Here is a 19,905-nt window from a genome sequence, read left to right as displayed (position 1 = left end):
AGGGGAACATCGTGATACAACAGGCGCAAACAAAAACTATTTCCGGAGATTCCTATACGATTGAAGTATATGTTGACCCATTCAATAAACGAGTACGGATTGATGACTATCGTGGGAATCTCAAAAAAGTCATTGAAACAGCTGAAAGGGTTAGTGAAAAAATTTCGGCTGAAAAATTAATTTGTAAAGTGAGACAGGAGCATTTTACTGATTTTATTGAACGAGGCTATATTTGCGAAGCAAAACTAGACGGATATTTCCTCGGTTCAGATGCTTATTTTTTTTGTAAATATTTTCAATCAGAACGGTTAGAAAATGATCAGTGGATTTTCGAGGATCAAATCATCAAAAATGTCTATTTACTTCAACGACATAGCAAAGGAAGTATCCCACCAGCTTCTGTGACACTAAGAAAAGCTGTTAATGGTGATGGTAGGGGCTTGGCAAAGCTATATCGTGAAGTATTTCAAGTGTATCCTACTCCACTACATGACCCAAACTATGTTGAGAAGACTTTTAGTGAAGGAACGATTTATTATTTGCTTGAACAGGAAGGTGAAATCATCAGTGCTGCTTCGGCAGAAGTAAACGCGGTTTATAAAAATGCGGAATTAACGGACTGTGCCACTTTAATGAACTACCGTAAGCATGGATATGTGAAGCTTTTATTACAAAAGCTGGAGGAAGAATTAAAGTCGAAAAATATTTATTGTGCCTACTCATTATCGCGGGCACAATCTTTCGGAATGAACGCAGCCTTTTACCAGCTTGGCTATGACTATCGAGGAAGGTTATTAAATAACTGTTATATATACGACCAAATTGAAAACATGAATCTCTGGGTGAAGGATCTTTCCAACTGACTTACTCCAAGGGGCCAGATCACGTGGTTTTATGGGCAAGATCTATAACCATGTTGAAAACAATGCATCCACAATTAAGAAAATCTCTTTATGCCAATTTTTTTGCATGTTCATGACAGAATTTGAGCACCATTTCATATATTGGTTATGGGATGGTGAATTTGGATGCTTTTATATAATCAATTAACGAAGGAAGTACTTGCTTCCATATTAAAAAGTATTGACGAAGCAATCCATGTAGTAAATATTGAGGGAATTACGGTATTTTACAATGAAGTAGCAGCAAGGCATGATGGCCTAGAAATGAATGAAGTTCTCGGTAAATCGATTCTCACGGTATTTCCCTCCCTAACGGAAAGAACCAGTACCCTTCTTAAGGTTTTATCAACACAACAACCTATTATCAATCAGCCCCAGTCCTATATGAATTTGCATGGGAAAATCATCGAGACATTGAACACGACATTGCCGATTTTTGATCAGGAAAGAATTGTTGGTGCTGTTGAAATTGGTAAGGATTATTCTCGTATTAGGCAACTTTATGAAAGATTGCTAGATATAAAAACAGGAAAAAAAGCTGGTGCGCAGAATAAAAAGAAAGTCCGTTATACATTGGATGATCTTTTGTCAGTTAATCCAACATTTCAAAGGATGAAAGCTGTTGCTGAAAAATTGGCTCGTTCCACCTCACCGATAATTGTTTACGGCGAAAGCGGAACCGGAAAAGAACTTTTTGTTCAAGGAATACACCATGCATCGGCACGACGGGATGCCCCGTTTATAGCACAAAATTGTGCAGCAATCCCGGCAAATTTGCTCGAAAGCATACTGTTCGGGACTGCAAAAGGGAGCTATACCGGGGCTCTGGATCGTCCAGGATTATTTGAATTGGCAAATGGTGGTACACTATTTTTAGATGAACTCCATGCGATGCCAATTGAACTTCAAGCAAAACTCTTAAGAGTATTAGAGGATGGAATTGTTCGGAGGATTGGCGGAGTGAAAGATGTTGTCGTAAATGTCCGCGTCATTGCTGCGATGAATGTGAATCCGTTAACTGCAGTGGAGGAACAAAAGCTTCGCCATGATTTATTTTACCGCCTCAATGTCCTCTCGTTTGAGCTGTCACCCCTTCGTGAACGAAAGGAGGATATTCTTTTTCTTTCGCAACATTTTATTTCGTATTATAATCATTTATTTCACAAGCAAATTGTTGGATTAGATACAAATACCGAAAAGCTATTTCTAGCTTATCATTGGCCAGGTAATGTTCGAGAATTAAAGCATTGTATTGAATATATGATGAATGTTTCTGAATGTTCCATGTTAAATGAAGCGGATTTGCCGATTTTTTTGCAAAAAAAACAACAGTTGAGGGAGAATTCTCTAGCAAGTTTGGCATTAAAGGAAAATGTCGAGGTACTGGAGAAGGATCTCATTACACAGGCACTTACATTAGCGAAAGGGAATATAAAACAGGCTGCTAGCTTACTTGAAATTCCTAGACAAACGCTACAATATAAACTCAAAAAATACCGTGCCGAATAATCGGCACGTTTTTTTGTTATACAACCAGAATTAGCTTGTTTCTGCACACCCACTTAGGTTCGCGTACAGCTTTCACCTTTGGCATGATTTTTGCATGTAATAGGGTGGGAGGAATGAATATGAAATCTTTTTTATATAAACCAACTCGGCACTGGAAGGATATAGAATTATGGAAAGATGTAAGTGAGGATCAATGGAATGATTGGCTATGGCAGCTTACCAATACGATAAGAACTCTCGATGATTTAAAAAAGGTAATAAGTTTGACGAAAGATGAGGAAGAAGGAGTTCGCATTTCAACCAAAACAATTCCTTTAAACATTACCCCCTATTATGCATCCTTAATGAACCCGGATGATCACCGCTGCCCAATCCGCATGCAGTCTGTTCCTATTTCAAAGGAAATTCACAAAACGAAATACGACCTAGAGGACCCTCTCCATGAAGATGAGGACTCTCCTGTCCCAGGCTTAACGCACCGTTATCCAGATCGTGTATTGTTCCTCGTCACAAATCAGTGCTCAATGTATTGCCGTTACTGTACAAGACGAAGATTCTCAGGTCAAATCGGGATGGGGGTTCCGAAAAAGCAAATTGATGGGGCCATTGCTTATATTGCCCAAACTCCAGTCATCCGGGATGTACTTCTCTCAGGAGGAGATGGTCTATTAATCAATGACAATATTCTAGAGTATATCCTAAAGAAACTTCGTGAAATTGATCATGTTGAAATAATCCGAATTGGCACAAGAGCACCTGTCGTATTCCCGCAGCGGATTACCGAGAACTTGTGTAATATTTTAAAGAAATATCATCCGATCTGGTTAAATACCCATTTTAATACCTCAATCGAAATCACCGAAGAGTCAAAACGTGCTTGTGAAATGCTGGCAAATGCCGGTGTTCCAATTGGAAATCAATCTGTTATATTAGCAGGAATTAACGACAGTGTGCCAATCATGAAGAAGCTCATGCATGACCTCGTTAAAATCCGAGTCAGACCATATTATATTTATCAATGCGACCTCTCTGAAGGTATCGGTCATTTTCGTGCTCCGATTTCAAAGGGACTTGAAATTATTGAAGGCTTAAGAGGACACACTTCGGGATATGCCGTCCCGACCTTCGTTTGCGACGCTCCTGGTGGAGGAGGGAAAATCTCGTTACAGCCGAATTATTTGATTTCACAAAGTGCGGAAAAAGTGGTGTTGAGGAATTTTGAAGGTGTAATAACAACCTACCCAGAACCTCAGAATTATAAACCAGGTACAGCGGAAGATTATTTTAAAGGTGTATATCCGGATTATGAGAAGTATCGATCCAATGTGGGCATCTCAGCTGTCATGAATGATAAAAAATTTAATCTCGTTCCGGAAGACCTTCAGCGCCTGGATAGAAGGCAAAAGTATCAGCAAGACCCAACCCATTCTTCTTTAAAGGATAAACGTGAAAAGCGGGACGAATTAAAGGAAAAGAAATTTAAAGCGCAGCAAAAATCAATTGATATAGGTGAATCCAAACCATCTGAAAATGAGTAGGTGATTCGTGTTGGAGTTTAAATGTGAGTGGTGTGGAGGAAACGCAAGCAACGGTGAGAACACGGTTTACTGGGAGCTACCTGATGGGTCAAGGGCAATTGAAATTTCGATGACACCTGCGGTTATCTGTCAGGAATGTGACATGGTGTATCAGACAGATAACATTATTAAAGAAATTGAAGATCAATTGTTTTTGGTTGATAATAAAAAAATCGATAGTTCGATAACCTTTAAGGAACTTATGGACTTACCAAGATTGTTGAAGAGGAATTATTTTGATTTTTCTTCATAGGTTGCACTTCATAATGGCACCCTAAAAAATGGGTGCTATTTATTTTTGAAGTAAATCACCCATAACTTAAATAGGTATATTTTCTTATTTAGCAGCTACCATAATTCGACATATAATAAAAAATATGGAAATAATTTCATGTGAGGAGGGAGAAAAGAATGAGTTTTACAGAGGTGTTGGCACAACTTTCCTCATACATAAACCATCAATCTGCTAATCTAGAAGACCAAATTAACAGGCTAGAACAAGCAAAACAGGAAATTAAAAAGGAACAAAAAATGCCCTGGCAGAGTGGAATACCAATCTAACCCCAAATCTTCAAGCTTATTGGGAAGGTAATCGTGCAAAGTCATTCGATGAATCCCGTTCTCGTGCACATAGTGAAATGCAAAATATTTTTCATTCTGAGTACGATCGATATATTGAAAAGATAGATTCAAGGCTGAATATTTTGGAACAAGAAAAATCAGGATTATCCTTTGCTAAAGGCTTAACCCGTGAAGCGGAACGACTTTTGAAAAAAGGTGAAGAGGCAACAGAAGAATTGCAACGTAAAATCAAGCAAATCAGGAGGCAATTGTCTTAATGAGTACGATCCAAGTAAAACATGATGAAGTCATGAAACGATTAACAAAGGTCAAAGAAGCTTTAGCTGCTTTGACCCTTCCCAATCCCAACGAACAAGTACTTGGTAATAATAAGCTTAATTTTACAGACCAGTGGAAAACAAGGGAGAGTACTATTTCTTCTGACATTGCTTCATACATTGAAATTGTCGCAAAAAATATTGAAGACACCCGCTCAAATGTAGGTTCTATTAAACAACAAGACGAAGCAATTGCAAACGGTACACCAAAATAAAGAAGGAAATAGAAGAATGTCATATCTAAAAATCTTTGAAGTAAGCACATTGCTTTCGTCTATAAATGAAAGAATTAAAGACTATCAAAACTTACAGGAACAATTGGAAGATTTAAAGGGAGCTTTTCAAGAAATCGTCCAGCTGTCTGATTTTAAAGGGAAGGCAGCTGAGGCAATCAAAGGCTTTTATCGTTCTCAAATAGATGTTGTCAATGCCTGGGAAGATTTTATTGATCAACATCTTTCATTTTTAAAAAGTGTTGAAGGTTCCGTCTCAGAACTTAATTTATCTGGAAACACGCTTGTTCATGTCCCATTTTTAGATGAAACCCTAACGAAAGCAGCACAAAAATCTAATGAAATTGTTTCCGAGAAAGAAAGGGAACTAAAAAGAATTTTTCGTAATATTGATGATATTATTCCTAAGATGTATTCTCGAGTGCCGATTTTGACCAGCAAATGAACCTAGCTGAAAAAGAGCGAAAGGATACACTTGAGAAGGTTCATGAACTGGACTATAATCTTGTCAATCAATACCAAAAGTCCCAACCAGCTGAATCCTATGCGAAACTTCTGTTTCACCAGTTATTACAGTCATCAACGAAAAACGGTGCTATATCACCGATTCATTTTAATACAAAAGCCTATCACAGTAGCGAAATCTATCGGGTGAAAAAGCCGCGGTCAATTAGTAAAGAAGAGTTTGAAAACATCCAGCATAAATTAGCCTACCAAGTTCAAATCATCGATGAGTATGAGGAATATGGTGGAGATTTTTACGTTTTTGACAATGGGCAGATTGTCAGGAAATATACAGCTAGGGTTAATGGAAAGTGCGTTACCCGATATGAAATTGTTGAGAAAATCCCCCAAAAAGATCGAACTGGAAATGTGAAAGAGTTAGGTTCTTCATTTGAGGAAACTCCACTTGAACCACTAGAATACGTGGTCAATCCCAAATCGTTAGCGTTAAACGGTGGAAAAAAGCTATTTGGCAAAGGCTTGAATAATATTGGAGAGCGCCTGTCCATTAAATTAGAAAAACAGGAATTATCCAATGCATGGGCACATAATGGTAATAGTGAAAACTTTGTACATATAAAAAAATCTGCGGAAGTAAGTAGCCCTGTAGTGAAAAAAGGTGTGGATGATGTAAGAGATGTTGCTAAGGGTACGGGTGAAATTGGTTGGAGTATATCAAAAGGTGGAGGAAGAATAAATGGAAGAAAGTATTCTCAGCATGCTTTGGAAAGAATGGCGCCTGACATACCTGAAGTAAGAGCTACTTTAACAAATAGAGCAATTAAACGAGCTGAAGATTTAGGGTTTAAACCACAAACAAAGGAATTTAGTGACTTTATCAAAAAATATGTTGATCCAAGAGATATACCACCTTTAGTTATTGAAGACGCTATAATTAATACGAAAAAGATACCAGGTAATAGAAACGGAACGTTTGTTCATGAAACACAGGATGTCAAAGTAATAATAAATGAAGCAGGCGATGTTATCACAGTTATACCAAAATAATTAACAAAAGGATGAAAACCAATGTTTATAAAGTTTGATGAATATGATCTATTAGAACTTTTTCAAAGTGAGCCAATGAGTATAACAGGCAATATAGATGATGGAGAATTAATTTATATTTATAAAGATGAGCAAAATTTCAAGGTGATTTTAACTTTAGATGTATATAAACAAACTAGTAGTCTAAGTATTACATTTAATGATTCTATAGTATTTACAGGTGATTTTTATAATGTAACAAGTATAAAAAAAGATGACAAAGCTATGGTAATGTTTGTGGGGGAAGAAGAGAGACTTAAAGTAAAATTTTATAAACAAGTTGGAGTGGAGTTACTTTAATATAGCCTTATTCTATAAGAAAAAACACATGATATTATCACCGAAATCAGTAGGAGTAGCAGTAAATCCTTATAAAGATAATGTTATTGTTGTCATACCTTGAATGGCTATATGCCTTTCAAGGTTTTTTAATATTAAGACCTTTGTGGTAAAAACCAATGTGACTTTTGTATCAAAAACTCATGATGGTTAACAATCTAACGAGAATGGTTGCAATGACATTAAATAAAAAGGACCACAAGTATTATACGAATTATATTTGCGCAAGAGAACCATAGCTCGTGGTGGGTGTAGGAAATACACTGGTACATAAATAGGATTTTCCGTAACATAGATGATATTATTTCTTTAGATGTATTTTCGAGTGCCGAATTTGACCATCAAATGTACCTAGCAGAAAAAGAGCGAAAGGATACACTTGAGAAAGTTCATGAACTGGACATTGATTTTGTCAATCTATACCAAAAGACCCAACCAGCTGAGTCCTATGCGAAATTGCTTTTTCAACAGTTATTACAGTCATCAACGAAAAACGGCATCATTTCACCGATTCATTTTAATACTAAGGCCTATCACAGCAGCGAAATATATCGGGCAAAAAAGCCTCGGTCAATTAGTAAAGACGAGTTTGAAAACATTCAGCATAAATTAGCCTACAAAGTTCAAATCATCGATGAGTATGAGGAATATGGTGGAGATTTTTATGTATTTGACAATGGGCAGATTGTCAGGAAATATTCAGCTAGGGTTAAAGGGAAGTTCGTTACCCGTTATGAGATTGTTGAAAAAATCCCAAAAAAGGATCGAACTGGTGGGATGAATGAGTTAGGTTCTTCATATGAGGGAACTCCACTTGAACCTTTAGAATACTTGGTCAATCCTAAATCGTTAGCGATTAAGGGTGGGAAAAAACTATTTGGTAAAGGCGTGAATGACATTGGAGAACGCCTGTCCATCAAATTGGAAAAACCCGAACTATCCAATGCCTGGGCACATAGTGGTTATGGCGAAAACTTTCTACATATTAAGAAATCTGATGAAGTAAGTAGCCGTGTAGTGAATAAAGGTGTGGGTGGTTTAAGAGATGATACTAAGGGAGCCAGTGTAGCTGATGATATTTTTAAACAAGGCAAAAAGGTAGTTGATAAATTTAATCTTGATGACGCATATATCAAACCAAAGCATTTATCAACAACTAAAGGTAATAGGGCAAAGTTTTTAGGAGATTCTAAAGGTGCTTCCGAACAAATATTGAAGGATTCAATGAAAAATGGAACAGTCCAGTCAATAACAGATAATGGATTAACTAAAATGGGAATACAGAGTTATTCAGTAATAATTGACGCTGGCAAAACTATAGGAACAAAAGGAGAAAACTTAATTAAAGTTGTATTATCAGAAGATGGAGGCATGTTATCTGCTTACCCAATAAAATAGAAAGGTGAGATTATTATGAATGTTTTAGAAGGATTTTTGCAGGCAGAAATTAATACACAGGAATTATATGAAGATATAATGTCTTTTATAACTTCATATCATATCAGATGTGGAGAATTTGAAGGAAATGAATATATAATAAAAAAAATGGATCAAACCAATTTTATTTTATTTCCGGAATATGTAGATACAGATGGTGAAAGAGAAATACACGGAGCGATATCAGTTTATAGAAACAATTTAATCAAAGAGATAAATGACTGTGCTCAGGTTAAAGGATTACAAGTAATTGATGTAAATTAGTAGTTACTAAGAAATGAATACAGTTCGAAAACGTAGTCTCATTGAAAAGAGTAACCTGCTTTAGTAAACTTTCATGAGTGTACCCCCATAGGGTGAATTTCTGAATAATCCTATTTATGTCTGCGACCAACATTCAAGCCACGTTGAGTGCGTGAACAACGGAAAAAGTATATCTGCTTGGAATTGCTAACATTTTGCTAACGCAATCCCGTAAAAAACGGTAAATCACCGTTAAAGATATTACAGTCAGCAATATCCAAAACGTTGATTTACTGCGTTTTTTGCACCTCTTGTTAACGATATTACACACTCTCGCCTTAGGGGCGGCATGATGTAATAGAGAAAAAACCTTATTATATCAACTCTTTAGCAAAGAATTGTTTCGATTGTCCGCATAAATGACATAAATAGTATTAAGAGAGAAGGCCTTCCTTCAGTTTTATAACTGCTAGAAGGCCCTTTTCTTTTTGTGTTAGAAGGGGCAAATAGTTCTTGCGTATTTTTTTGATTCACAAGAACCGACCTTGTGTTACTCCGGGACCGTACGCACGGTGGTGTGAGAGGTCGGCTAATCAAATAATGATTTGCCTTCTACTCGATTATGAAATTAGTCTGTTCAACTCCGCAGTCTTCCCTCCTGCCACCTCGCTTTCATCTAGTTTAAAAGTCCTGGGCACAAAGGACTCTCCTAGTATTTCGACAAATTTGTTAAAATGTGTTAATAGAGATGATGAATATGTCGATGGATAGCAGGGGGAGTATTCTTTTTATCTTCTGTCATACATGAAGATAGGCATTAAACTATCCCTTTGATTAATGGGGGTGAAGGAATGGTAAATTCCAATAAAAGGGCTGTTAACATTTTATATCAGGATATTTCCAGACTTTCTGATTTGAATTATGAAAATGAAATGAAATTAAATCGGTTGCGGAAAGCAAAAAACAATATTGAAAATGATCGGGAAGACCTTTTTCAATATCAAAGAGATTTATATAAGCCGGATTTTTCATCCTTCACATGGGCAGGAAAGCATGCTGCTATACACTTAAACATAATTGATAGCACAGTCCAAAGTTATAAACAGATAGCAAATTACCAGGTTGATGTGATACTTGATGCTATAGAATGGAAGATTCGAAAATTAGAAAGTGAAAATTATCATCTGATGAGCTCTATTGGCACGAAAAGAAAAGAAATAATAAGATTGCAGAATCAGTAGAAAGGGGAAAGCAATGCCGGAGATTAAAGTAGTAAAAAGTGAAATAGAATCTGTTATTCGAGAATTAAAGGCTGTAACGGGCAGGCTGGATTCAACTCAAACAAACCCGGATTTCTCCATTTCCTCCCTTAGCTTAGTCAATAAAATCCAGGATATTGAACAACGTTATTATAATCTCCTTAATATGTATAAGAATCTTTTGTTAGCAACAGAAGATCAAGTATGGACTGCGATAGAAGAGTTTATTGAAGCGGAGAAAAAATTAGCTGAAAGTACCTTTAAATAGGAGACAGTATGATGAAAGTGTTGAAAGTATCTGAGATGAATCAAGCAATTGAAAGTATCATTTTGAAAAAGAAGGTGGAAAAAAAGCAGCTGTTTGCCATTCGTAATGCAATGAAAAAAGTGATTGGATTAGAGGATGCCTTAAAAGGGAAGGGGGGAAATGCCATTCGGGAGAATTTCCTAATCCTCCACATCCCGACTTTATTGTTATTTGAGGAATTTCTCGATCGTTATATTGAGGAATTGCAAAGAATTATAGATATCGTAGGACAATATGAATCACAAACTGGACTTGTTCGTGAAGACTTTATTGAGCAGGATGTCACCCGCGGACTCATAAAAGCAGAGCAGACGACACACAGCATCGTCCAAAATATTAATGCTCATTTGAGTTCGGTCGATGATTTGGTTGAAGCTTCACCTCTGAGTACAAGGTCATTTGATATACATATTAGCGATGCTAAGGCACATCTTCGTAAAATGATTGAAGATTTAAATCAGTTTGATCATAACAGTACATCAAAGCTGAAACCATCCTCAGAAAAATTGCGTGATATCCATCAATTTTCTGAAAAAATAAAAAACTGTACTAAGAACGGCATTGCCCTGAGTGAAACAGAAGCTGGTGAAGCTGGTAAAGCGCTTAGTGGAGATACACTCCGAAAAATGATTGAGGAATATGGACTTGTCATGTTATTTAGAAACACAGCGGTAAGTTTTGGCTCTGCCATAATGAACTCAGGGAAACTGCTGCAAATTGGCAACTTGAGATTTAAGATGTTTCGTGAAAATGGAAATATTTTAATAAAGATTAAAGGGGAAGAACTGAAAAGTCTTCGTGATTACGAAAGGTACCGCAAATTATTGGTAGAAAGCCTAGGTGGTAAGTGGAAATGGGATCGTAAGTTGGTAACTGAGCTCGTTAATGGTGGTATTTCCTTATATGATGAAAAAAGCATATTGAGAATGAGAAACAATAGTAACAAATTTATCAATAGTCAATTCTCAGATTTAGGCAATTATGTGAAAAGACTAGACCAACCTTTCCATGAAGTTGCTGGGAAGACCTTTAAAGACGAAATGAAAATCTGGGGAAGCTTTATAGGGTGGAAGGAAGCCTCTACATTAACCAAACTTGGCAAGGGGGCCGGAGCATTAGGTATTGGTCTTACAGTCTACGATGATGCTGTTGGGAACTTCTATAACTCAAAAACTGGTAAATGGGAGTACACAGGTGGAAAACAAATTCAAAAATTTGCAGTAGATACAACGGTTGACTTAGCTACCGGAGCAGGGGCAATGGCTGCCGGAGCGGCTGCAGGTTCTTTTTTCTTACCTCCAGCTGGTACAGTAGTTGGAGCAGTGGTAGGAGCAGGTATTTTCGCAGGTGCAAATTTAAAGTTTATAGGAAATCCACCTGAAAGTATTGTAGATGCAACAAAAAGTATAGCTAATAAAACCGTTTATAAAGTTGGAGGATGTATTGAAAGTGTAGGAAAAACGTTGGGTAAGATTTTTTGGTGAAGAAAGGAGTTTTGTATGTTAAAAAAATATAATGAAGATGACTTCTATGAAATAGAATCAGTCTCATCGGGGCGATTACGCCCTGATAATCTTTCTGGATTTTTTTGGAGCACATTTATAATTAGTGGCGTGATGACGGCAATTTTTATTTTTGGAGCAGGTAAGAGTATTCAGGCCTCCACTCAACCAATTTGGCAAACTCTTGTGAACATTAGCAAGATCTTTTTAGCTATTCAGCTTATTGTTGCTCTTTTCTTTAGTTTTCAAAAAAATTGTTATAAATTTCAAAGGGTACAATCTATATTCTTAAGTATTTTTTCAATTAAATTGTCATTGGATATGTATCCGATATTTTTTTTATCGTCTGTAGACCGATCAGCACCAAGTTATATGATTCATGCGGCAGTATATCTATTAATAGGCGGGCTAATATATTTAATTTATTCCACCATAAGAGCAATTAATAAATTGGCAAAAGGGAAATTCCGCAAAGATGGTGAAGGCTTAAACAATTTTGCTAAATCAAAAGGACACGTTAGCTTACCTATTGTTTTTGGGGTGACTATGATTTCAGGGACCATTGTAAGAACAATATCTGATTCATCTGTTTATTTTGCACCATTTCTTGAGTTATTCTTTTTTCTTTTCATTGCGGTTGCTCTGCAATACACCATTGCCTTCGCCTGGCCGGAGTTCTTCTTGTTCACTTATTGTAAATTCAGATTTGAATCGTTCATCATTCCAATGCCAAGGCGCCCATTAGAAGATAAATATACTGCCAAGCGCAGGAAGCCGCAGAAAAAACAAACAGCCCCGGTGAACAGCCATAATAATCATAAGAAGAAACAAAAACGAAAGAAAGCTAGGGGATGACACAAATGAAAATCAAACGTTGCCCGATTATTTTTCAAAATGTGATAAGTACCTCAACAAGATGCAAGACAAATGAATGGCATATTACGGCTAGGGAGTTCAGAAATGCCATTATTAAAAATGGATTATACAGCACCGGTCCGATTATTTATAAAATCTCTCATTTTGACGAGTCTTTGAATGAAGCAGATTACACATTTTATATACCGATTAATACTCCTTTAGAAATGGAAGATAACGATAAATATTGTTTTTATGAATTGTGGAAATTTGATGATGGTTTAGCGTTTAGACATGCGGATTTAGACGATGACTTGGAAGTGTCTTATGAATTACTTCAGGCTGCTGCCAAAGCTAATAAATTTGAATTAGAGGAATCGTTTTATCATATTTACCTAGATGTGTATGGGGAAGGAATCATTGATATTTACGCTCCCATCGTAAAGGAGGGATAAGATGATCAATCCCAATGATGCGATCCGTTATACCAATGTTTTATCCAAGAACTTTCGTTTCCATTATATAGATATTGATAGTATCATGAAGCAGTTTTTGAATGAAGTGATTCAGCAAAAGGCAACGATTAAGGGACCATTATTCTATTCCATTAACAATGTCCCCATGGATGAAATGGTAGAAGCCGATTTCTTCATGCCAATTGAAGAAGATAGTGTTGAAGTAATGAAAGACTACTATTTTCATAGTTATTATGACATTGAGGATATGCTCTCGATTTGTTTATTTGACCATTTTGAACGCGATACAGAAATAGCCTATCATATGTTGCTGGATTATATGGAGCGAAATGGATTGAATCAAACTACACCGTTCTTTCATATCATAACAGGCGATGAAAGTTTACAATATATTTTTATTAAAGTAGGTGTTTTCTAAAACGGCAATAGCCATGGGCGCTATGTTAGCAACACGTCGGTATATATCTGCAATCACCACTCAAGCCATGTGAAGTGATAGAACAATGATAATAGTCAATCTGCCTGGAAATGCTAACATTTTGCTAACGCTATTCTGTGAAACCCAATAAATTCTCATTAAAGGTGTTACAGCCAAAAATTAGCAAAACCTTGATATAACGCACTTCCTGCACACAACATTAAAGATATTACACACTCTCACCATAGGGGCGGCATGATGTGATAGCTGACGAAACCCTTGATACATAAGGGTTTATGTCCTTGTTGCTAACAAAATGCTAACATCAGATATATAAAAGAGGTTTCTCATTAGTTGAATAAACTTTTGGGAAGCCTCTTTTTTTATCTTGAGTAACAAGAAGGCAGCCGGAATTTTTAATTTATTGGAAATCTGAATGGCGAGTCAAATCATGATTTTCGAGGGTTGAGTCTAAGTAAATTTTTAACTATTGTTAGTGGTACAGAGCTGGACAGAGTGAGGAAAAAAAGTATCGATCCAAAGTTGATATATTCGCAGTTATGAATGATAAAAAATTTAATCTCGTTCGGGAAGATTCCATCGCTCGAAAACCTTTATGATTAGTTCCGCACTTTCTAAATTTACAAATGAGATAATAGATAATACCTTAGGAAAAGAGGATATCAATTTTTGTTAAATTTACTGTACACTCGTGCAAATATTTTGTTTATGCCTAATGAAATTACGCCAAGCATAAGAACACAAATTATAAAATATATCTTTTTCGGTAAGTTATAAGGAGATATTAATGCAATTAATAAAAGTACAATTATTGCAACGAATGTAACAAATTTCCCAACTTTAAACGCCTGCATTTTAGTCCATCCTCCTTTAGTTTAATAAATTATTAAAAGTCAAAACTATTTCCAAAATTTTCAAAGATTTGTCTTCCAAGCTTTGATAAAACGTGTTATAGGATTCACGAATTATAAGTTTCAAAGGAATTCCCACCTGTTAAATATTAACATAATTTATGATTTTCACAATTCTGAATCTAATTAAATACCATAAATCTCTGAACTTTCTCCTTCTTCTAATGTATTTAAAATAGGTATAACTACTTATTTAGCAGCTACCACAATTCGACTTATAATTAACAATATGGAACTTATTGCATGTGAGGAGGGGGAAAAGGATGGGGTTTTCAACTATATTGACGCAACTTTCCTCATACATAAACCATCAATCTACTAATCTAGCAGATCAAATACACAGGCTTGAACAAGCAAAACAGGAAATTAGAAGGGAACAAAACAATGCTCTGGCAGAGTGGAATACCAATCTAACCCTAAATCTTCAAGCTTATTGGGAAGGAAATCGAGCTATGACATTCGATGAATCCCGTTCTCGTGCACAAAGTGAAATGCAACATATTTTTCATTCTGAATACGACAGATATATTGAAAAGATAGATTCAAAACTTTATATTTTGGAACAGGAAAAATCAGGATTATCCTTTGCCCAAAGCTTAACCCGCGAAGCAGAACGACTTTTGACAAAGGGTGAAGAGGGAACAGAAGACTTGCAACGTAAAATCAAGCAAATCAGGAGGCAATTGTCTTAATGAGTACGATCCAAGTAAAACATGATGAAGTCATGAAACGATTAACAAAGGTCAAAGAAGCTTTAGCTGCTCTGAACCTTCCCAATCCTAACGAACAGGTAATGGGCAATAATAAGCTTGATTTTACAGACCAGTGGAAAACAAGGGAGAGTACTATTTCATCTGACATTGCCTCATACATAGAAATTGTAACGAAAAATATTGAAGATACCCGATCAAATATAGATTCTATTAAACAACAAGACGAAGCAATTGCAAACAGTACACCAAAATAAAGAAGGAATTAGAAGAATGTCATATCTAAAAATCTATGAAGCAAGCACTTTGCTATCGTCTATAAGTGAACGGATTAAGGACTATCAAAATTTACAGAAACAATTGGAAGATTTAAAGGGAGCTTTTCTAGAAATTGTCCAACTGTCTGATTTTAAAGGGAAGGCTTCTGAGGCAATCAAAGGCTTTTATCGTGCCCAAATAGATGTCGTCAATGCCTGGGAAGATTTTAGTGAGCAACATCTGTCATTCTTAACAAGTATAGAGGGCTCTGTGGATGATCGGAACTTATCCGGAAACACGCTTGTTCATGTACCATTCTTAGAAGAAACTTTAACGAAAGCAGCGCAGAAATCTAACGAGATTGTTTCCGAAAAGGAAAGAGAACTAAAAAGGATTTTTCGTAATATTGATGATATTATTGCTTTGGATGTATTCTCGAGTGCCGAATTTGACCATCAAATGTACCTAGCTGAGAAAGAGCGAAAGGATACACTTGAGAAGGTTCATGAACTGGACTATGATCTAGTCAATCGATACCAAAATTCCCAACCCGCCGAATCCTATGCGAAAATGCTATTTCAGCAGTTATTACAGTCATCAACGAAAAACGGCAGTATTTCACCGATTCATTTTAATACGAAAGCCTATCATAACAGTGAAATTTATCGGACGAAAAAAGCTGAATTAGAGAAAGGGTCGAAAGCCAAAAAAGAGCCAAGTTCATCCTGGTACAAAATGGTTGGAGATATTTCACTTGGTATCGTCGAGGGTGCGTGGAAAGCGGTTGTTGATATTTTTAAAGGTCTAATCGATCTTGCCATTTCTTTAGTCACTGACCCGGTAAACTTTTTCAAAGGAATTATGAATGCAGTAACTCATCCGATTGATACTGCCAAGTATATGTGGAACGGAATTGAAACGGCTTGGAAACGGGATGTGGTAAATGGAAATGCCCGGAGCCGAAGTGAGTTTTTCTCCTATGCAGCTGTTTCGATTATTGGCTTAAAGGGATTCGATAAAGTCGGCAAGCTAAGCAAACTGGACAAGGTTTCCAAGGCCAAACCTACTCTTCCATATAATGTTCTAAACACAGAGAAACTGAAGGGTTTCATCTATAATAAAGTAAAAACAAATTTCAGCACTCAAAAAGAAAAGATTGTTCAATTTTTTAAAAACAAACCCGTCCAAATCACCTTAAATCAAGCTGTTCGAGCTGTTCAAAATGCAAAGACATTGAGCACTATCAAAAATGTATTAAACTCAAATGCACTCAAAAACGTTTTTGAAAATACATATCGAGATGTTATTAAAAGCCCACTGAAAAAAACAAAGGCAGCCATTAATCAGAAAATTGGTGAAGTCAAGGTTCCAACGAGTTTCAAGATAAATCAAGTTGAGATTTCGGGTGGATTCAATTTTATAAATGTTTCTACAGAAAGTGCCCCGCTTAAAGACATAGTTCAGAAGTTTAGTGTGAAACAAGAACAAAGAGATATAAATACTAATGGAATTAAGGGTACGGGTGATGTTAACCAAGGAGAAACAAAGGCTGATTTTACAGGAAAACTACGAGGTGTAAATGTTACTCTAGAAGGAATAAAAACAAAAGAAATAATCTATGTAAAACGAGATAGAAAGGAATTAGAAAATTTAAGAAAAGAGTTTGATAATTCTATAAGAAAACAATTTTTGATTGACATATCAAAAAATACAGAGAATCTAAAAGATGCAGGTTTTTCTGATACTGATATTTTAAAATTACAAAAAGGCAGAGTTCCTGATGGTTGGCAAGTTCATCATAAAGTACCAATAGATGATAGTGGAACAAATAGTTTTGATAACCTAATATTAATCCAAAATGAACCTTATCATAAAGTAATAACAAATTTTCAAAATAGCTTTGCTAAGCAACTAGCTCCAGATGAAAAACAAATAGTTAATTGGCCAATTCCTGAAGGGAAATTATATCCCGAAAAAACATTAGGAGGTTAAAAATATGTGGAAAATCAAATTAGAAGAAATAATAAAGGAAAAAAATTTATATAATGAGCAAATAAATTTGGGTGCTAGTGAAGTTGAGTTAGTTAAATTTAAAAAAAGTATTAAGAAGGAGTTACAAAAAGATTTACCATCAGAATATAGTAATGTTTTGAAAAAGGTAAATGGTTTAGAGTTTAACGGGTTTATTTTGTACGGAATAGATGAAGTATTTTTAGAAAAAAAACCGAATCAAAAAATTCATGGATTAATATCTAATAATCAAATATGGTATGAAAATGAAGACCAGGAAAAGTATTTATTTATTGGTGAAAGTAACATTAGCTGGTATGTATATGATACAAATAATGAGCGATATATTGAACTAGATAATCCATCAGGACGAGAAATGGTTGTATTCAAAGAACTTTATGAAATGCTTGATAAGATATTATCTGATTCATTATTATAATTAATTTACTTATTACAAATGGATTTATACCTACGGACAAATACATGCAAATTTGCAATTCCCCTGTGGTTTGGACACTTGAAAAAGTATGGGGGAAATGTTGAAGCTGTTGCTTGCATTTTGCAGGTGACGGCTTTTTTGTAATATGAAGTAACACAACCAAATCAAATTACCAAGGAACATCAACGCCTAAATTTGATTTTAATACAGCAATTAAAAATGATATAACGACCACTAATAATGGTACGGATGAAGTTGTAAAGATGAGGAATTGTTAGATAGAATTAGAAATAATCCTAGAATTAACGCCTCTTCAACATTTAAAGATAGGTCTATTGCTGAGAAAGTTGCTAGTAAGGTCTTAAACGATATAAATAATAAAAAAGCGATTGAATCTTGGCTAAGTAATCCCAAAAGCAAGTCAAACTTAGTCTTGATTTATGAAGGAACCGAAGTCATTGGACGAGGTGTAAAAAGAGGTTCTAAAACTGTTGAAAATATGACAAATGCTAGAATTGTGTTGAAAAAGGATAGAGAAGGGAATTACATTCTAACTGGTTATCCAAATTAAATTAAAGGGTGAGATATTATGTTGTCTTCGAACAAATTAGATGAACCTGTATTTCAGTTCTTGGCTGAACTTTTCATCAGGATATTGATTCTCCAGAAGAAGCATTAGAAGAATTATTAGCAGAGGAAAGTAAAGAGTATCTGGAATCCGCTATTGCCTTTTTATCAGATTTTATTCGAAGTGAGTATTCAGATTTCGAAAAAAGTGAATACATTCAATCTTGTGCAGATGGTGTGTACTTTCCCGAACTTGGTTTAGATCCACTTCAGTGGCTCTATGAACTAATTGAACATATAAAAGAAGCTGTTAAAACAAAATAGAATTCTTATTAAGAAAACCTTGATTGGCTATATACCTCTCAGGGTTTTTATTGTTCTAACACAATAATAAGTAAACAAACAAATCAAGATAATTTTATAAAAAGACCAAACCTGCAGGTGATATTACTTTAGAATAAGCGTGGGAGTGGAAAGTGGTTGTTGATATTTTTAAAGGGCTAACTGATCTTGCCATATCATTAATCACTAACCCGGTAGATTTTTTCAAAGGAATTATGAATGCAGTAACTCACCCGATTGACACCGCTAAATATCTGTGGAACGGAATTGAAACGGCCTGGAAACGGGATGTGATAAATGGAAATGCCCGCAGCCGAAGCGAGTTTTTCTCCTATGCATCTGTTTCGATTATTGGCTTAAAGGGTTTCATCTATAATAAAGTAAAAACAAATTTCAGCAATCAAAAAGCAAAGATTGTTCAATTTTTTAAAAACAAGCCAGTCCAAATTACATTAAAACAAGCTGTTCAAGCGGTTCAAAATGCAAAGACTTTGAGCAATAGCAAAAATGTATTAAACTCGAACAACGGTAAAGTCTATCTGCTTGAAATTGCTAACATTTTGCTAACGCAATCCCATAAAAAACGGTAAATCCCCGTTAAAGATATTACAACCAGCAATATCCAAAACGTTGATTACATTGATGATATTATTTCTTTAGATGTATTCTCGAGTGCCGAATTTGATTATCAAATGTACCTAGCAGAAAAAGAGCGAAAGGATACACTTGAGAAGGTTCATGAACTGGACTATGATCTTGTCAATCAATACCAAAAGTCCCAACCCGCCGAATCCTATGCGAAATTGTTATTTCAACAGTTATTACAGTCATCAACGAAAAACGGCATCATATCACCGATTCATTTTAATACAAATGCCTATCACAGTAGCGAAATCTATCGGGCGAAAAAGCCGCGGTCAATTAGTAAAGAAGAGTTTGAAAACATCCAGCATAAATTAGCCTACCAAGTTCAAATCATTGATGAGTATGGGGAATATGGTGGAGATTTTTATGTTTTTGACAATGGGCAGATTGTCAGGAAATATACTGCTAGGATTAATGGGAAGTTCGTTACCCAATATGAAATTGTTGAGAAGATCCCCAAAAAAGATCGAACCAGAAATGTGAAAGAGTTAGGTT

General features: G+C 35.6%; 26 protein-coding genes and 1 pseudogene. 26 read left to right on the top strand and 1 reads right to left on the bottom strand.

Annotated elements, in window-relative coordinates; all coding sequences use genetic code 11:
• Positions 1–11: 11 nt before the first annotated feature.
• The 18 genes from ablB (at position 12) to FXW34_RS09005 (ending at position 13,507) form a co-directional block, all read left to right on the top strand.
• Positions 12–863, top strand: a complete 852-nt coding sequence (ablB, locus tag FXW34_RS09085; protein WP_147533669.1) for a putative beta-lysine N-acetyltransferase — start codon at positions 12–14, stop codon at positions 861–863.
• Between the two features lie 165 nt (positions 864–1,028).
• Positions 1,029–2,411: a sigma-54 interaction domain-containing protein gene (locus tag FXW34_RS09080; protein WP_147533668.1), complete on the top strand. Its 1,383-nt coding sequence runs from the start codon at positions 1,029–1,031 to the stop codon at positions 2,409–2,411.
• 119 nt (positions 2,412–2,530) lie between these two features.
• A complete protein-coding gene (gene kamA / locus FXW34_RS09075; RefSeq protein WP_147533667.1) occupies positions 2,531–3,949 on the top strand; it encodes a lysine 2,3-aminomutase in 1,419 nt (472 codons plus the stop codon).
• A gap of 10 nt (positions 3,950–3,959) precedes the next feature.
• Complete coding sequence (locus FXW34_RS09070; RefSeq protein ID WP_147533666.1) at positions 3,960–4,241, top strand: YokU family protein; 282 nt, start codon at positions 3,960–3,962, stop codon at positions 4,239–4,241.
• A 158-nt stretch (positions 4,242–4,399) separates the two neighbouring features.
• A complete protein-coding gene (locus FXW34_RS22890; protein WP_187118900.1) occupies positions 4,400–4,549 on the top strand; it encodes a hypothetical protein in 150 nt (49 codons plus the stop codon).
• A gap of 77 nt (positions 4,550–4,626) precedes the next feature.
• On the top strand, positions 4,627–4,827 hold the full coding sequence (locus FXW34_RS09065; protein ID WP_147533665.1) for a hypothetical protein: 201 nt from the start codon (positions 4,627–4,629) through the stop codon (positions 4,825–4,827).
• Positions 4,827–5,102 carry a YwqI/YxiC family protein gene (locus FXW34_RS09060; RefSeq protein WP_147533664.1) on the top strand — a complete coding sequence of 92 codons (276 nt, stop codon included), beginning with the start codon at positions 4,827–4,829 and terminating at the stop codon, positions 5,100–5,102. The genes FXW34_RS09065 and FXW34_RS09060 overlap by 1 nt, the downstream gene beginning before the upstream one ends.
• A 16-nt stretch (positions 5,103–5,118) precedes the next feature.
• Positions 5,119–5,565, top strand: a complete 447-nt coding sequence (locus FXW34_RS09055; protein ID WP_147533663.1) for a T7SS effector LXG polymorphic toxin — start codon at positions 5,119–5,121, stop codon at positions 5,563–5,565.
• Positions 5,562–6,632 (top strand): hypothetical protein, encoded by a 1,071-nt coding sequence (locus FXW34_RS23325; RefSeq protein ID WP_246140949.1) that lies wholly within the window; start codon positions 5,562–5,564, stop codon positions 6,630–6,632. Before FXW34_RS09055 ends, FXW34_RS23325 begins: the two co-directional genes overlap by 4 nt.
• 21 nt (positions 6,633–6,653) lie before the next feature.
• Positions 6,654–6,971 carry a hypothetical protein gene (locus tag FXW34_RS09045; RefSeq protein ID WP_147533662.1) on the top strand — a complete coding sequence of 106 codons (318 nt, stop codon included), beginning with the start codon at positions 6,654–6,656 and terminating at the stop codon, positions 6,969–6,971.
• Between the two features lie 297 nt (positions 6,972–7,268).
• The gene (locus tag FXW34_RS23155) at positions 7,269–8,408 is read left to right on the top strand and encodes a T7SS effector LXG polymorphic toxin (protein WP_222705322.1); all 1,140 of its coding nucleotides are present in this window, start codon (positions 7,269–7,271) and stop codon (positions 8,406–8,408) included.
• Between the two features lie 15 nt (positions 8,409–8,423).
• Positions 8,424–8,711: a hypothetical protein gene (locus FXW34_RS09035; protein WP_147533660.1), complete on the top strand. Its 288-nt coding sequence runs from the start codon at positions 8,424–8,426 to the stop codon at positions 8,709–8,711.
• An 830-nt stretch (positions 8,712–9,541) separates the two neighbouring features.
• Positions 9,542–9,931, top strand: a complete 390-nt coding sequence (locus FXW34_RS09030) for a YwqH-like family protein (RefSeq protein ID WP_147533659.1) — start codon at positions 9,542–9,544, stop codon at positions 9,929–9,931.
• Positions 9,932–9,944: 13 nt separating this feature from the next.
• Entirely contained in the window at positions 9,945–10,217 is a 273-nt protein-coding gene (locus FXW34_RS09025) for a DUF5344 family protein (RefSeq protein ID WP_147533658.1), read from the top strand.
• A gap of 11 nt (positions 10,218–10,228) precedes the next feature.
• Positions 10,229–11,740: an LXG domain-containing protein gene (locus FXW34_RS09020; protein ID WP_187118899.1), complete on the top strand. Its 1,512-nt coding sequence runs from the start codon at positions 10,229–10,231 to the stop codon at positions 11,738–11,740.
• Positions 11,741–11,755: 15 nt separating this feature from the next.
• Positions 11,756–12,613: a hypothetical protein gene (locus FXW34_RS09015; RefSeq protein ID WP_147533656.1), complete on the top strand. Its 858-nt coding sequence runs from the start codon at positions 11,756–11,758 to the stop codon at positions 12,611–12,613.
• A 5-nt stretch (positions 12,614–12,618) separates the two neighbouring features.
• Entirely contained in the window at positions 12,619–13,068 is a 450-nt protein-coding gene (locus FXW34_RS09010) for a DUF5085 family protein (RefSeq protein ID WP_147533655.1), read from the top strand.
• Position 13,069: 1 nt separating this feature from the next.
• Complete coding sequence (locus FXW34_RS09005; protein ID WP_147533654.1) at positions 13,070–13,507, top strand: DUF5085 family protein; 438 nt, start codon at positions 13,070–13,072, stop codon at positions 13,505–13,507.
• Positions 13,508–14,190: 683 nt separating this feature from the next.
• Here the strand turns inward: FXW34_RS09005 and FXW34_RS09000 are convergent.
• Positions 14,191–14,382, bottom strand: a complete 192-nt coding sequence (locus tag FXW34_RS09000) for a hypothetical protein (RefSeq protein ID WP_147533653.1) — start codon at positions 14,380–14,382, stop codon at positions 14,191–14,193.
• A gap of 320 nt (positions 14,383–14,702) precedes the next feature.
• Between FXW34_RS09000 and FXW34_RS08995 the strand changes: the two genes are divergently transcribed.
• The 8 genes and pseudogenes from FXW34_RS08995 to FXW34_RS08960 all read left to right on the top strand — a co-directional run.
• A complete protein-coding gene (locus tag FXW34_RS08995; protein WP_147533652.1) occupies positions 14,703–15,131 on the top strand; it encodes a hypothetical protein in 429 nt (142 codons plus the stop codon).
• Positions 15,131–15,406 carry a YwqI/YxiC family protein gene (locus tag FXW34_RS08990; protein ID WP_147533651.1) on the top strand — a complete coding sequence of 92 codons (276 nt, stop codon included), beginning with the start codon at positions 15,131–15,133 and terminating at the stop codon, positions 15,404–15,406. The genes FXW34_RS08995 and FXW34_RS08990 overlap by 1 nt, the downstream gene beginning before the upstream one ends.
• Before the next feature lie 16 nt (positions 15,407–15,422).
• Positions 15,423–17,399, top strand: a complete 1,977-nt coding sequence (locus tag FXW34_RS08985) for a T7SS effector LXG polymorphic toxin (RefSeq protein ID WP_147533650.1) — start codon at positions 15,423–15,425, stop codon at positions 17,397–17,399.
• A 4-nt stretch (positions 17,400–17,403) separates the two neighbouring features.
• Positions 17,404–17,856 (top strand): YrhA family protein, encoded by a 453-nt coding sequence (locus FXW34_RS08980; protein WP_147533649.1) that lies wholly within the window; start codon positions 17,404–17,406, stop codon positions 17,854–17,856.
• 271 nt (positions 17,857–18,127) lie between these two features.
• Positions 18,128–18,427, top strand: coding sequence for an RNase A-like domain-containing protein (locus tag FXW34_RS08975; RefSeq protein ID WP_187118898.1), 300 nt, complete (start codon positions 18,128–18,130; stop codon positions 18,425–18,427).
• A gap of 18 nt (positions 18,428–18,445) precedes the next feature.
• Positions 18,446–18,747, top strand: a pseudogene (locus tag FXW34_RS08970) (contact-dependent growth inhibition system immunity protein).
• 152 nt (positions 18,748–18,899) lie between these two features.
• On the top strand, positions 18,900–19,355 hold the full coding sequence (locus FXW34_RS08965) for a hypothetical protein (RefSeq protein ID WP_147533648.1): 456 nt from the start codon (positions 18,900–18,902) through the stop codon (positions 19,353–19,355).
• A partial coding sequence (locus FXW34_RS08960; RefSeq protein WP_342780705.1) for a T7SS effector LXG polymorphic toxin occupies positions 19,356–19,905 on the top strand: 550 nt, incomplete at its 3' end.

The sequence above is a fragment of the Bacillus marasmi genome (assembly GCF_902168435.1).
Taxonomy (GTDB): domain Bacteria; phylum Bacillota; class Bacilli; order Bacillales; family Cytobacillaceae; genus Bacillus_BU; species Bacillus_BU marasmi.
Note: the sequence above shows the minus strand (reverse complement) of the source record. Positions and strands in the feature narration are given on the sequence as shown.

Excerpts from the sequence above, each read along its gene's own strand:
- FXW34_RS09080 (WP_147533668.1), top strand. The coding sequence starts at position 1,029 with ATGCTTTTATATAATCAATTAACGAAGGAAGTACTTGCTTCCATATTA.
- kamA (WP_147533667.1), top strand. The coding sequence starts at position 2,531 with ATGAAATCTTTTTTATATAAACCAACTCGGCACTGGAAGGATATAGAA.
- FXW34_RS22890 (WP_187118900.1), top strand. The coding sequence starts at position 4,400 with ATGAGTTTTACAGAGGTGTTGGCACAACTTTCCTCATACATAAACCAT.
- FXW34_RS09065 (WP_147533665.1), top strand. The coding sequence starts at position 4,627 with ATGCAAAATATTTTTCATTCTGAGTACGATCGATATATTGAAAAGATA.
- FXW34_RS09060 (WP_147533664.1), top strand. The coding sequence starts at position 4,827 with ATGAGTACGATCCAAGTAAAACATGATGAAGTCATGAAACGATTAACA.
- FXW34_RS09055 (WP_147533663.1), top strand. The coding sequence starts at position 5,119 with ATGTCATATCTAAAAATCTTTGAAGTAAGCACATTGCTTTCGTCTATA.
- FXW34_RS23325 (WP_246140949.1), top strand. The coding sequence starts at position 5,562 with ATGAACCTAGCTGAAAAAGAGCGAAAGGATACACTTGAGAAGGTTCAT.
- FXW34_RS09045 (WP_147533662.1), top strand. The coding sequence starts at position 6,654 with ATGTTTATAAAGTTTGATGAATATGATCTATTAGAACTTTTTCAAAGT.
- FXW34_RS09035 (WP_147533660.1), top strand. The coding sequence starts at position 8,424 with ATGAATGTTTTAGAAGGATTTTTGCAGGCAGAAATTAATACACAGGAA.
- FXW34_RS09030 (WP_147533659.1), top strand. The coding sequence starts at position 9,542 with ATGGTAAATTCCAATAAAAGGGCTGTTAACATTTTATATCAGGATATT.
- FXW34_RS09025 (WP_147533658.1), top strand. The coding sequence starts at position 9,945 with ATGCCGGAGATTAAAGTAGTAAAAAGTGAAATAGAATCTGTTATTCGA.
- FXW34_RS09020 (WP_187118899.1), top strand. The coding sequence starts at position 10,229 with ATGAAAGTGTTGAAAGTATCTGAGATGAATCAAGCAATTGAAAGTATC.
- FXW34_RS09015 (WP_147533656.1), top strand. The coding sequence starts at position 11,756 with ATGTTAAAAAAATATAATGAAGATGACTTCTATGAAATAGAATCAGTC.
- FXW34_RS09010 (WP_147533655.1), top strand. The coding sequence starts at position 12,619 with ATGAAAATCAAACGTTGCCCGATTATTTTTCAAAATGTGATAAGTACC.
- FXW34_RS09005 (WP_147533654.1), top strand. The coding sequence starts at position 13,070 with ATGATCAATCCCAATGATGCGATCCGTTATACCAATGTTTTATCCAAG.
- FXW34_RS09000 (WP_147533653.1), bottom strand. The coding sequence starts at position 14,382 with ATGCAGGCGTTTAAAGTTGGGAAATTTGTTACATTCGTTGCAATAATT.
- FXW34_RS08995 (WP_147533652.1), top strand. The coding sequence starts at position 14,703 with ATGGGGTTTTCAACTATATTGACGCAACTTTCCTCATACATAAACCAT.
- FXW34_RS08990 (WP_147533651.1), top strand. The coding sequence starts at position 15,131 with ATGAGTACGATCCAAGTAAAACATGATGAAGTCATGAAACGATTAACA.
- FXW34_RS08985 (WP_147533650.1), top strand. The coding sequence starts at position 15,423 with ATGTCATATCTAAAAATCTATGAAGCAAGCACTTTGCTATCGTCTATA.
- FXW34_RS08980 (WP_147533649.1), top strand. The coding sequence starts at position 17,404 with ATGTGGAAAATCAAATTAGAAGAAATAATAAAGGAAAAAAATTTATAT.